Source organism: Pseudoroseomonas cervicalis (assembly GCF_030818485.1).
Lineage (GTDB): Bacteria > Pseudomonadota > Alphaproteobacteria > Acetobacterales > Acetobacteraceae > Pseudoroseomonas > Pseudoroseomonas cervicalis_A.
In genome coordinates this window covers 3202352-3214325 of the sequence record NZ_JAUTAJ010000004.1, presented here as the reverse complement: position 1 = coordinate 3214325, position 11974 = coordinate 3202352, and the positions used below count along the sequence as shown (strand labels likewise).

Below are 11974 nucleotides of genomic sequence, written 5' to 3'. Positions count from 1 at the left end.
GGAGAAGGGCGCCTTCGGGCGCCCTTTTTCGTGGGCGGCTCAGGGGTTGGGGATGCTGCCGCCCTCCTCGCCCTTGGCAGGCTTGCCGCCTGCCTCCGCGCCAGCACGCCCCCTCGGACGACCGTGCCGAGACTTGGGCATCGCCTGCTCCATCAGCCATGCAGCCGGGTCTTCCACAGCCGCTGCACCCTCGCCCGGCCGCAGCGCCTGGATGATGTAATGTGACGGTTGGGCATCCGGCCGGCCGGGGGGCAGGCCAAAGGTGCGCGAACCTGTCCAGGTCCGCTTGCCTTCCATCCTCCTGCGCGCTGCGCGTCCCGAGAAGGCTATGGGTCGTCCACCCCAGGTGTGGATATAGGCAATCTTCACGTCGTGCACGGCGACCTGCCCCTCGATCTCACACTCCACCACGACGGAGACAGGCGGCCTCAAGCTGCGGCGGAAGGTGATGCCTCTATCGGCGATAATGGCTGCGCGCGTGGCTTCAAACTCGGCGAGTTCCGCGAAGTCCCTGTCATTCAACCCACCGGCACGAAGGCGAAGCCAGCGTGCCACGGCCGGAACGTCACGCCCTTCCAGCCGCGTCTCCGGGTCCTTCAGCACCATGATTCTCCCGAGGGGGATGCGCTACAGAGCGTCCCTACCGGCCTCTGCGTAAGCAATCTCGCGCACCATCAGCCAAGTGGTGCCCTTGCCTGGCTCTCCCCAGAGTTCGCGCACTTCAATGTCGTGCCACTCATGAGTCCCGGGGCCGGCGGTGCGGTAGAGGATTTCCGCAGGAATGCTCAAACTGTCCTTGAGGCAATGCCAGCATTGACTGGGAGAGGCCGTTGCTGGTGCAGCCGGGCTGTCACGGAGGGAGGTGCTGGCCGTCGACATGCGCTGGCGTGACCACAGAATGGCAAAGCCTCCGGTCAGGGCAAGAAGCGTGACCAGGCCTATCAGGACTTTGGCTGTGTCCATCTTGCGTCCGCCCGCCCCCTACCGTGCGAGGAGCATCGCCGTTTTCGTTTCGCCTTCAAAGGGGACTACAGGCCGCTAGCGGCGCCCGCCGGAATCTCCGCGGTCTTCTGCTGGGCCTCTGTCGCTCAACCTGCGCCTATGCCTGTCCTGCTCCGCCTCGGTCGCGGCCCTCTATTGGGGCCGCCGAGCGAGTTCGCGTCACGCCATCGGGCAGGCGGGCGGACGCTACGCGCCCGACAAGCTTCCGGCGCCACAGGGCCATGGCGGCAAAGGAACGCGTCCCACCGCCCCACCCGACGGCGGCAGCCCGAGAAATCAACGGGAAAGGCGGGGGGTGGGGCGGCGGGTTTCCCAGCCTTCGCGCTGCAGCTCGGGCTCGGCCTCGTCGCTTGCCGGGTAGCCCAGGCAGAAATAGCCGATCAGCCGCCAGCCCGCCGGCACGTCGAGCGCGGCGGTGACGACCTCCGGCTCCAGGATGGAGACCCAGCCCAGGCCGATGCCCTCGGCGCGGGCGGCCAGCCACAGCGTGTGCAGCGCCATCACCGCGGAATAGTCGAGGGTCAGCGCCATGGTGGCGCGGCCGAGGCCATGGCCCTGCGCCGGGTCGGGCAGGCTGAACAAGGCGAGCTGGCAGGGCGCTTGGTCCAGCCCCTCCAGCTTCAGCCGGGCATAGAGGGTGGCGCGCTCGGCGGGCTGGCCGGCCAGGGCGGCTTCATTGGCGCGCAGGAAGCTCTGCCGCACCGCGCCCCGGCGCGCGGGGTCGTCCACGATGACGAAGCGCCAGGGCTGGCTCAGCCCGACCGAGGGGGCGAGGTCGGCCAGGTCCAGCAGCCGGTCCAGCGTGGCGCGCGGCAGCGGATCGGGGCGGAAATGCCGCACATCGCGGCGCCAGCGCAGCAGATCCTCGAAGCGGGCGCGGAAGGGGGCGTCGAAATCCGGCGCTGTCATGCCCCGGCCAGCACATTGCGGGCGCGGCGGAAATGCTGCGCCTCCAGCAGGTCCAGCCGCTGGCCGATGGCACCGGCCTCGGCATAGCCGAGCTGGGTGACGCCGATGCCGATGGCGCGCCCCTCCGCCTCGGCCGGGGCGCGGCAGAGCAGCTCGATGCGCAGCGGGCCGGCGGCGGCCGGCACCTCCAGCGCCACGGCCTGCTCGGCGCCGGCCGGCAGGGTGAGCGTGAGGGGGTCGGCCAGCAGCCTGCCGCCACGGGTGATGGCGATCTCCACCGCCTGCTCCGCCTCCGGCGCGCCGCGCAGGCCGAGCTCCAGGCGCAGCGCCGCCTCGGGCAGCGCCTCGGGCAGGCGCAGCGCGGCGAGGCCGGGGCGGGTCCAGCAGCCCCAGCGTTCGAGCGGGTGCCAGCCCTCACCCTCGCGCAGCGATTCGGCCAGCGCCATGGACAGCGCCGGGCGCCGCGCGTCGAGCCGGGCCAGGCGGTGCGGCAGGCCGGGCGCCAAAGGCGGAAGCGGGCGCGGCGGGGCGGTCGCGGCCAGGCGCGCGGCCTCGGCCAGGAAGCGGTCGGCCACGGCGGCCCAGTCGCGGCCGGGGCGGCGGATGGCGGCCTCGGCCGCCCGGCGATGGCCGGGGTCGGTGAGCAGCTTCGCCAGCGTGTCGACGAGGGCCGGCTCGCTGCCCGGCTCGAAGAAGACGGCACCGCCCTCCCCGGCCTCGACCAGGGAGGAATGGCGCGGCACCACGGCCAGCTTGCCGGCGGCCAGGCTCTCGGTCACCGGCAGGCCCCAGCCCTCATGATGGCTGTTGTAGAGGGTGAAGAGGCAGGCGCCGTAGAGCGCGGCCAGCAGCGGGTCCGGCACGTCGGAGAGGATCTGCACCTTGCCGCGCAGCTCGGGCGAGGCCTCCAGCAGGCCGAGCGCCGCCTCGGCCCGCCAGCCGGGGCGGCCGACGCAGACCAGGCGCGGCACCGCGGCGCTGCCCAGCCGGCGCAGCAGCGCCAGCCAGGCATTGAAGGCCATCAGGTGGTTCTTGCGCCCCTCGATGGTGGAGACGAAGAGCACGAAGGGCTGGCCGTCGCGCAGCAGCCGGTGCGGCGGCACGGGGCCGGACGGCGCGCGCGGCGCCGCATCCAGCCGCAGCACGGCGCTGGCCGGGATCGGCAGCTCCGGCAGGCTCTCGCGCAGCAGGCGCTGCATGTCCTGCTCGGTGGAGCGGGAGACGGCGATCACCCCATCGGCGTGCAGCGGCAGGTTGGCGAACCAGCGCGCATAGTCGCGGCTGGTGCCCTCGGTGCAGTATTCCGGCAGCAGCAGCGGAATGCAGTCATGCAGCAGCGGCACATGGCGCAGCCCGTCGCGCTGCCGCGCGGCGCGCAGGCAGGCCAGGTGGTCGGGCAGGCTCCAGCTGCCGCCCAGCGTCGCCAGCACGGCGCCGGGGGCGAAGCGCAGCGCCGGCGGCGCCGCCAGGACTTCTTCCAGGAGCGCGACGGTGTCGCGCCAATCCGCGTCTTCAGGATCGGCGCCGGTGGTCATCAGCCGGTCGAGGCGCAGGAAGAGCGGCGCCGGCAGTTCGCGCCAGGGGCCGCCGGCGCGCGGCATGGCGCAGAGGCGCGGCGCCGTGTCGCGGGCCAGGGCGGCGCGCGTCAGGTCGAGCTGCACGCGCTGGATGCCGGACGGCGCGCGCCGCCCGCCGCGCACCCAGCAGGCGAGGTCGGTGAGGTCCAGCACCACGCCGCCGGCGAGGGGCGCCGGCAGGCCCGGCATCTCGCGGGCCAGCGCGGACCATTCACGCCAGGGGTCGTCGTTCCCGGGGGCCTCGGGGGCCAGCAGGGCGGCCTGCGCATAGGCCTCGCGCGCCGCGGCGCGCTGGCCGCGCAGCTTCTCGGCATGGCCGATCTGCAGCGGGATATCGGCATCGCGCGGGCGCTGGGCCGCGGCCTGGCGGTACAGGGCCAGCGCGCCGGCGAGGTCGCCCGCCTCCTTCAGGCAATGGCCCTGCTGCACGCGCATGCCCGCATCCTCGGGCTGCAGGCGGAGGAATTCGCCATAGGCGGCAGCGGCGTCCTGCCAGCGCTGCTGGTCGCGCAGCCGGTCGGCCTTCGCGCGCAGCGCCTCGGCCTGGTCCTGCCCGGCCCCGTCCTGCCGCTCCTCCGCCTGGCGCTCATCCATGCCTGCCGCTCTCCTGCGCTCGCTGCCCTCTAACGCCGCTCTGGCCACGCCCAGGTCAAGGGGTGCTTGCGCGGAAGTGTGCTTCGCTCGGCGCCTCCGCTCCGCTAGGCTGCGGTCCATGCGGTCCCGAATCTACATCGACGGATACAACCTCGCGCTCGACCAGGGCACGGGGGTGGCCACCTATGCGCGCAACCTGAGCTTCCGCCTGGGGGCGCTGGGCGCCGAGGTCGGCGTGCTCTACGGCACCAGGGCAAGCCCCAGCCGGAACCAGCTGATCCGCGAGATCGCCTTCTTCGACAACCGGGTGGGCGACGCCGCGCCGCTGCTGCGCTGGCTGCGCGGCACGCGGCGGCTGCTGCTCTCGCCCTTTGGCGAATATGCCAGCCAGGTGCCGATCACCGGCAATGTCGTCTCGACCACCTTCGAGAACCGGCTGCCGCATTTCGACCATCTGTGGAATGTCGAGAACGGCTTCAACCTGGCGCACAACGCCTTCAAGCTCTACGGCACCCAGCTGACGGTGCGCATGCCGCGCCCGCCGCAGATCATGCACTGGACCTACCCGCTGCCGATGCGCGTGCCGGGGGCCAAGAACGTCTACTGCCTGCACGACCTGGTGCCGCTGCGCCTGCCCTACACCACGCTCGACAACAAGCGCCGCTACTTCCGGATGAACCGGCAGATCGTGCGCAAGGCCGACCACATCATCACCGTCTCCGAGGCGTCGCGGCAGGACATCATCAACCTGCTCGGCGCCGACCCGGAGAAGGTGACGAACACCTACCAGGCCGTCGACCTGCCGCGGAAATTCACCGACAAGCCGGTGGACGAGGCGCATGACGAGATCCGCGGCAGCTTCGGGCTGGAGTGGAAGAAGTACTTCCTGTTCTTCGGCGCCATCGAGCCGAAGAAGAATGTCGGCCGCATGATCGAGGCCTATCTCTCCTCCGGCACCGATTTGCCGCTGGTGCTGGTGGGCAAGAAGGCCTGGAAGAGCGAGGAGGAGCTGAAGCTGCTCTTCGACGACCATATCCGCTACCAGGTGCAGGAGGGCAGCATCCTGCGCACCAAGCGCCGCATCATCCTGCTGGATTACGCGCCCTTCCGGCTGCTGGTCTCGCTGGTGCGCGGCGCCAAGGCGGCGATCTTCCCCTCGCTCTATGAGGGTTTCGGCCTGCCGGCGCTGGAGGCGATGAAGCTCGGCACCCCGGTGCTGACGTCCAACACCTCCTCCCTGCCCGAGGTGGTGGGCGATTCCGCCATCACCGTCGATCCGTACGATGTGCGCGCGCTGACCGAGGCGATCCGCGCCCTCGACACCGATGCCGATCTGCGCGGCTGGCTGTCGGAAGCCGGGCCGAAGCGCGCGGCCCTGTTTAGCCAGGAGGCCTATGAGCGCCGCCTGGCCGAGGTCTATGCCCGCATGGGCGTCGACCTCTCCCGCCCCGCCCCCACCGAGGAGCCGGCGCTGGCCGCCGAGTGAGGCCAGCGTTTCCCGTGAAACGAGGCAGGGCCGGGGATCGCTCCCCGGCCCTCTCTTTTTCGGCCTGCCCTGCGGCAGGGGATCAGCGCGAAGCCTTGTACAGCTTCGTCGCGATCTCCAGCATCTCCTCCGGCGCGTAATCCGGGCTGAAGGCGGAGGGCACACCCTCCAGCTGGTGGATCTTGCCGCCCTCGGGCAGGCCGTCCACCACCTCCAGCTCGCCGGGCGGGTCGCCGGGCAGGGCCTGCTCGCCCTCCCAGATGCCGGCCATCTCGGAATAATCCTCCGGGCTGAAGCGGTAGAGCCGGCGGTGCGAACCCTCCTGCAGGTATTTCTGGCATTCGGGGATGTTGCCGAGCGGGATGTTCGGCACCGGCAGCATCTTCTCGATGGCCACGCCGGTGATCTTCTTCAGCGCCAGCGCATAGGCATGGGCGTGGACCGAGCCGCGCACCAGCAGATAGCCGCAGACCTCGCGCCCCGTGGGGTCGGTCAGGCTCTCATAGACCCGCAGCTTGTGCAGCCGCGCGCCGCATTCCAGGTGGAAATTGTGCAGCAGGTCGAACACCACATTGCCGGTGGTGGTAACGAAATCCGCATTCCAGGACATGGAATTGCTGTTCACCGGCAGGGCGCCGCCATTGGCCGAGAAGAAGGAGGCCGCGCTGCGGATATCCTTCATCGCCTCGAAGGGCGCGCCCGAGATGTCGCCGCCATCCTGCGTGTCCAGCCCCTGGTCGGGGCCGTTCGCCAGCATGGCGACGCCGTTGGAGACCAGCTCGACATGGCCCAGTTCCTCGGCGGTGATGCTGGCGACCAGGCTGTAGAAGGGGCGCAGCTTGCTCTTGCTGCGGAAATTGAAGCTCTGGAACATGTAGTTCCCGAGCGTCGACATCTCGCCATACTTGCCGCCCAGCAGCTCCTGCAGGGCGGCGGCGGCGTTGGGGTCGGCGCGCTTGGGCGCGGGCAGCTCGGCCTGAAGGCGGTCGATCCGCATGAACATGCAGGCGGTTCCCTTCTGCTGGGGGTGCAGCAGAGGCAACCGGGCCAGGGCGGCGAGGTTCGGCGGTTTCCCGCCGATCCCGGCCGCGCCGGCATCACCCTGGCGTGTCTATCGTTCCGCCCACGCCACGGAAGCAATGCAGCGCCGCCGCGCCATGCTCGCGCAGCGCCATCGTCTCGAAGCCCGGCAAATCCAGCGCTTCCTCGCGCCCCGTCTCGGCCACCAGCAGCGCGTCGGGGGCGATCCAGCCGGCGGCGCCGAGCGCCGCCACCGCCTTCGGCACCAGCTCCCTGCCATAGGGCGGGTCGAGGAAGACCAGCCCGCAGGGCCGCGTGGCGCGCGGCGGCCGCGTCGCGTCGCCGCCGATCACCCGCACCGCATCCTCCGCCCGGCAGGCGGCGATATTGGCGCGCAGGATGGCCAGCGCCACCCGGTCCTGCTCGATGAAGGTGGCATGGGCGGCGCCGCGCGACAGCGCCTCCAGCCCCAGCGCGCCGGTGCCGGCGAAAGCGTCCAGCACCAGGGCATCCTCGATGCGCTCGCGCCCCGCCCAGGGGGCGTGCCACAGCATGTCGAACAGCGCCTGCCGCACCCGGTCGGCGGTGGGGCGGGTGGCGGCGCCCGGCGGCGCCTGCAGCTGCCGCCCGCGCTGCCGCCCGGCGATGATGCGCATCGCGGCCCGGCCTCAGCCCTGGCGCGGCTTGCGCGCGCCGCGGCGGCCGGGGCCTTCCGGCTGGTCGGCATCCGGCCCCTGCGCCACGGCGCCCCAGGGGCGGCGCAGCTTCTCGGTGGCGTTGCGGGCGCGCGGCGGGCGGGCCGGGCGGCTGCGCTGCACCGCCTCCGGCTTGGCGGCAGCGCCCTCGGCCCCGCTGGCGGCGGCGGCCTCGCGCGCGGCGCGCGCCTCGGCGGCCAGCACCACGCCGCGCTTGATGCGCGGCGGCGCGTCCAGCCCCAACTGCTCGCGCAGCACCTTGGCGTTGATCTCCTCCACCGCGCCGCGCGGCAGGTCGGCGAGCGCGAAGGGGCCATAGGCGATGCGGATCAGCCGCGTCACCGTCAGCCCCAGATGCTGCAGCACGCGCCGCACCTCGCGATTCTTGCCCTCGCTCAGCGAGACGGTCAGCCAGGCATTGGTGCCCTGGCGGGAATCGAGCCCGGCCTGGATCGGGCCATAGGCCACGCCCTCCACCGTCACGCCATTCGCCAGGGCGGCCAAAGCGCGCTCATCCACCCGGCCATGCACGCGGGCGCGGTAGCGGCGGATCCACTGATTGTCCGGCAGCTCCAGCTTGCGGCTGAGCGCGCCATCATTGGTCAGCAGCAGCAGCCCCTCGGAATTGAGGTCGAGCCGCCCGACCGAGACCAGCCGCGGCAGGCCGGCGGGCAGCTCCTCGAACACGGTGCGGCGGCCTTCCGGGTCCTTGTGCGTGGTCACCAGGCCCGGCGGCTTGTGGTAGCGGAACAGCCGCGTGCGCTCCGGCTCCCCCACCTTCTTGCCGGAGACGGTGACGCTGTCGCCCGGCTGGACGAAATTGGCCGGCCCGTCCAGCACGCGGCCATTCACCGCCACCTGCCCCTCGGCGATCAGCTTCTCCGCGTCGCGGCGGCTGGCGATGCCGGCGCGCGCCAGCCATTTGGCGATGCGCTCGCCCTTCGGGCCATCCTGCTCCTCGCTCATGCCCGGCGCTCCCGGCAGGCGGCGACAAAGGCGTCGAGGATGCTCTGGTCCCTGGAATCCACCGCATATTCCGGGTGCCACTGCACCCCCAGCGCGAAGCGATGCGCGGTGGATTCGATGCCCTCGATCACCCCGTCCGGCGCCACGGCATTGACCACCGAGCCCGGCCCGGGCCGCGCCACCGCCTGGTGATGCGCCGAATTCACCGCCATGCGCGGCGCGCCGACGATGCGCGAGAGCAGCGTGCCCTCCGTCAGCGCCACCTCATGCCCCGGCTCGGTGCGCGGATTGGGCTGCTCATGCGCCAGCGCCTCGGGCACGCTGTCCGGGATATGCTGGATCAGCGTGCCGCCCAGCACCACCGCCAGCAGCTGCTCGCCGCCGCAGATGCCGAGGATCGGCATGTCGCGCTCCAGCGCACCACGCACCATCGCCAGCTCGAAGGCCGTGCGGCCCTGCTTCAGCACCACACTGTCGTGCTTCGGCCCACCGCCATACAGAGAGGGATCCACATCGAAGGCACCGCCCGTCACCAGCAGCCCGTCGATCTCGTCCAGATAGCGCTCCGCCTGCTCGGCCAGATGCGGCAAGGCGATCGGCAGGCCACCCGCACGGGCGACACTGTCAAAATAGTTCTGCCGCAGGGCATACCAGGGGAGCTTGGAGTAGCCGCCCGGCTGCTCCGCATCCAGGGTCAGGCCGATCAGGGGGGTGGTGCGCATCAGCGCGTGCTACCGCCGTGCCGGGAAGGACACAATGGAAATGCGCTCCGGGGGCGCTGCCCCCGGGCCCCCGCCGGGGTGGCAGGGCCACCCCGGACCCCGCCATCGGTTTGGGGTGCCTTGCCGCAACAGGCGCTTTGGAGTGATCTGGCGGCTCAGCCAGAACGAGGAAGCGGCGATGGAATTCAAGGGCAGGCGCGTCGTGGTCATGGGCGGCAGCCGCGGCATCGGGCGCAGCATCGCCCTCGGCTTCGCCAGCCAGGGCGCCTCGGTCGCCATCTGCGCCCGCGGCGCCGGGCCGCTGGAGGCCGCGCGGCAGGAGATCGCGGCCCAGGGCGTCACCGCCTTCGCCGCGCCCTGCGACCTGGCCAAGGCGGAGGAGATCGCCCGCTTCGTGCCGCAGGCCGCCGCGGCGCTGGGCGGCATCGACGTGCTGGTCAACAACGCCTCCGGCTTCGGCGCCAGTGATGACGAGGCCGGCTGGGCCGCCTCCTTCCAGGTGGACATGATGGCCATCGTCCGCGCCTCCCAGGCCGCGCTGCCCTGGCTGCAGAAGGCGGAGGGCGGCTCGATCGTCAACGTCTCCTCCATCTCGGCCATGCGCGCCACCAGCCGCACCGCCCCCTACGGCGCCATCAAGGCCGCCGTGCTGCACTACACCGCCAGCCAGGCGAAGATGCTGGCCCGCCAGGGCATCCGCGTGAACGCCGTGGCCCCCGGCTCCATCGAATTCCCCGGCGGCAGCTGGGAACAGCGCCGCACCACCGACCCGGACCTCTACAACGCGACCCTGAAGCAGATCCCCTTCGGCCGCCTCGGCACGCCGGAGGAGGTGGCCGATGTCGTGCTGTTCCTGGCCTCCCACCGCGCCCGCTGGGTGACCGGCCAGGGCATCGTGGTCGATGGCGGCCAGCTGATCGGGCCCTGAGCAGCCCATGACCCCCATCGAGATCGCGCTGCAGGAGGCGCGCGACGCCGCCGCCCGGGGCGAGGTCCCGGTGGGGGCGGTGGTGACCGACGCGGCCGGGCGCGTGCTGGGCCGCGCCGGCAACCGGGTGGAGCAGGACCACGACGCCAGCGCCCATGCCGAGATGCTGGCGCTGCGCCAGGCGGCGGCCGCCCTCGGCTCCCCCCGCCTGCCCGGCTGCACCCTGACAGTGACGCTGGAGCCCTGCCCGATGTGCGCCCAGGCCGCCAGCTTCTTCCGCATCCGCCGTGTCGTCTTCGGCGCCTATGACCCGAAGGGCGGCGGGGTGGAGCATGGCGCGCGCATCTACGCCGCCCCCTCCTGCCACCACGCGCCCGAGGTGGTGGGCGGCGTGCGCGAGGGCGAATGCGCCACCCTGCTGCGTGACTTCTTTGCCGCGCTGCGCGCCTGAGCGCGCGGCCTGTCGGGGGCGCCGCTCCCGGATCATCCGGACCGCATCATGATCGATGAAACCCGCCGCCTCGTCCTCGTCTTCGGCCTGGGCGGCTTCGCCGGCGCGCTGGCCGGCCGCGCCCTGGACCCGCTGATGGGCGAGCTGGCCAGCGAATTCCACACCCCGCACGCCCAGGTGGCGCTGCTGGCCAGCGCCTTCACCCTGCCCTACGCCCTGGTGCAGCCGGTGCTGGGCCCGATGGGCGATGCCTTCGGCAAGCGCCGCGTCATCGGCCTGTGCCTGGCCGCCCTGGCGCTGATGCTGGCCGCCTGCGCCCTGGCGCCGGGGCTGGATTCGCTCTTCGCCGCGCGCATCGCGGCGGGGCTTGCCGCCGGCGGCATCTTCCCGCTGACCCTCGCCCTGTTCGGCGACCGGGTGGCGATGGCGCAGCGCCAGCTGGCCATCAGCCGCTTCCTGGCCTGCGCCATTCTGGGCCAGCTGGCCGGCGGCGCCGTCTCCGGCCTGGTCTCGCCCTGGATCGGCTGGCGCGGGGTGATGGGCATCTGCGCGCTGATGGCGGCGCTCTCCGCCGCCGTGGTGGCGCTGGATGCCCGCCGCACCCCGGGCACCGCGCCGCCCGGCCGCCTGCCGGGCCTGGCCGAGGTGCTGCGCCGCTATGGCGGCATCCTGCGCAACCGCGCCGCGCAGCCGCTCTTCATCGGCGTGCTGCTGGAGGGCATGCTGGTCTTCGGCCCCTTCCCCTTCTTCTCCGAGCTGCTGGGCAGCGACGGGCATGGCACGCGCAATGCGGGGCTGGCCGTCGCCGGTTTCGGCCTGGGCGGCTTCGGCTACACGCTGCTGGCGCCGCTGCTGCTGCGGCGCCTGGGCCAGGCGCGCATGATGCGGCTGGCCGGCGCCTGCGTGCTGGCGGGCCTGGCCTCGCTGGCCGCCGCCGCTTCCGATCCGCGCATCGGCATCGCCGGCGCGCTGCTGATCGGGCTCGGCTTCTTCATGCTGCACAACAGCATCCAGACCCGCGTCACCGAGGTCGCCCCCGGCGCCCGCGGCTCCGCCGTCGCGCTGCACGCCTTCTGCTATTTCCTGGGCCAGGCCGTCGGGCCGGCGCTGTTCGGGCTGGGCCAGGCCTCCGCCGGCACCGGCCCGGCGCTGCTCGGCAGCGGCCTCGGCGTGCTGGCCATCGCCTTCTGGCTCAGCCGCCGCCGCGCCGGCTGACGCGGCGGGAACGAAAGCGGAATCACGCCCGGCGCTTTTCGCGGCGGATCAGGCCCTTGGCCCGAGTCGCGCGAACGAATCGCGGACGCGGACGACCACCAGATCTGGTGGTGCGGCAACCTTGGGCGGCACAAGCGCGTTGCCGATTCGCCCCGCCGGGCGCCGTGCCCGCCCGGCGGCGCACGCCATCGTCAGAAATCGCTGACGCGGCCCTTGCGTTCCCAGTCACCGAAGCGCGTCGGCTCCGGCCCGGCCGGGCCGCCGATCTCGGGCGGCAGGGAAGCGGGTTTCGGCTTCTGGGCGGCACCGGCGGCCGGCGCGGGCGCCGGGTTCGGCGCGGTGTCCGCGGCGGGGGCGGGGGGGCTGGCCCCCTCTTGTTCAGGCTTCGTCATACCCCCCATCTGGGGTG

The 11974-nt window shown here is 72.5% G+C and carries 12 protein-coding genes and 1 pseudogene; 4 read left to right on the top strand and 9 right to left on the bottom strand.

Translation table 11 applies throughout. The annotated features are described in order from the left end of the window. Positions 1-39: 39 nt before the first annotated feature. From QE401_RS18970 to QE401_RS18955, 4 genes are all read right to left on the bottom strand, one after another. A complete protein-coding gene (locus QE401_RS18970; RefSeq protein WP_307139684.1) occupies positions 40-606 on the bottom strand; it encodes a hypothetical protein in 567 nt (188 codons plus the stop codon). 21 nt (positions 607-627) lie between these two features. After that, the gene (locus QE401_RS18965; protein WP_307139683.1) at positions 628-963 is read right to left on the bottom strand and encodes a hypothetical protein; all 336 of its coding nucleotides are present in this window, start codon (positions 961-963) and stop codon (positions 628-630) included. Between the two features lie 315 nt (positions 964-1278). After that, positions 1279-1911, bottom strand: coding sequence for a 5,6-dimethylbenzimidazole synthase (gene bluB / locus QE401_RS18960; protein ID WP_307139682.1), 633 nt, complete (start codon positions 1909-1911; stop codon positions 1279-1281). Continuing rightward, positions 1908-4082 (bottom strand): glycosyltransferase family 4 protein, encoded by a 2175-nt coding sequence (locus QE401_RS18955; RefSeq protein ID WP_307139681.1) that lies wholly within the window; start codon positions 4080-4082, stop codon positions 1908-1910. The genes bluB and QE401_RS18955 overlap by 4 nt, the downstream gene beginning before the upstream one ends. Positions 4083-4200: 118 nt before the next feature. Here QE401_RS18955 and QE401_RS18950 point away from each other — a divergent pair, with 118 nt between their 5' ends. Then, positions 4201-5568: a glycosyltransferase family 4 protein gene (locus QE401_RS18950; RefSeq protein WP_307139680.1), complete on the top strand. Its 1368-nt coding sequence runs from the start codon at positions 4201-4203 to the stop codon at positions 5566-5568. A gap of 82 nt (positions 5569-5650) precedes the next feature. Here the strand turns inward: QE401_RS18950 and QE401_RS18945 are convergent, their stop codons facing one another. From QE401_RS18945 to QE401_RS18930, 4 genes and pseudogenes are all read right to left on the bottom strand, one after another. Continuing rightward, entirely contained in the window at positions 5651-6571 is a 921-nt protein-coding gene (locus tag QE401_RS18945) for a manganese catalase family protein (RefSeq protein ID WP_307139679.1), read from the bottom strand. Between the two features lie 94 nt (positions 6572-6665). Further along, the gene (gene rsmD, locus QE401_RS18940) at positions 6666-7244 is read right to left on the bottom strand and encodes a 16S rRNA (guanine(966)-N(2))-methyltransferase RsmD (protein ID WP_307139678.1); all 579 of its coding nucleotides are present in this window, start codon (positions 7242-7244) and stop codon (positions 6666-6668) included. Between the two features lie 258 nt (positions 7245-7502). Continuing rightward, positions 7503-8249 (bottom strand): annotated as a pseudogene (locus QE401_RS18935) (pseudouridine synthase); the annotation flags it as partial. Then, positions 8246-8971: a gamma-glutamyl-gamma-aminobutyrate hydrolase family protein gene (locus QE401_RS18930; RefSeq protein WP_307139676.1), complete on the bottom strand. Its 726-nt coding sequence runs from the start codon at positions 8969-8971 to the stop codon at positions 8246-8248. The pseudogene QE401_RS18935 and the gene QE401_RS18930, both read right to left, overlap by 4 nt. A gap of 178 nt (positions 8972-9149) precedes the next feature. Here QE401_RS18930 and QE401_RS18925 point away from each other — a divergent pair, with 178 nt between their 5' ends. From QE401_RS18925 to QE401_RS18915, 3 genes are read left to right on the top strand one after another with little or no spacing between them, the layout of a single operon-like run. Continuing rightward, positions 9150-9899 (top strand): SDR family NAD(P)-dependent oxidoreductase, encoded by a 750-nt coding sequence (locus QE401_RS18925; RefSeq protein WP_307140277.1) that lies wholly within the window; start codon positions 9150-9152, stop codon positions 9897-9899. A gap of 7 nt (positions 9900-9906) precedes the next feature. Continuing rightward, entirely contained in the window at positions 9907-10350 is a 444-nt protein-coding gene (locus QE401_RS18920; RefSeq protein WP_307139675.1) for a nucleoside deaminase, read from the top strand. 48 nt (positions 10351-10398) lie between these two features. Then, on the top strand, positions 10399-11565 hold the full coding sequence (locus QE401_RS18915; protein WP_307139674.1) for an MFS transporter: 1167 nt from the start codon (positions 10399-10401) through the stop codon (positions 11563-11565). 191 nt (positions 11566-11756) lie between these two features. Here the strand turns inward: QE401_RS18915 and QE401_RS18910 are convergent, their stop codons facing one another. After that, the gene (locus QE401_RS18910; RefSeq protein ID WP_475638093.1) at positions 11757-11957 is read right to left on the bottom strand and encodes a DUF1674 domain-containing protein; all 201 of its coding nucleotides are present in this window, start codon (positions 11955-11957) and stop codon (positions 11757-11759) included. Positions 11958-11974 lie beyond the last annotated feature (17 nt).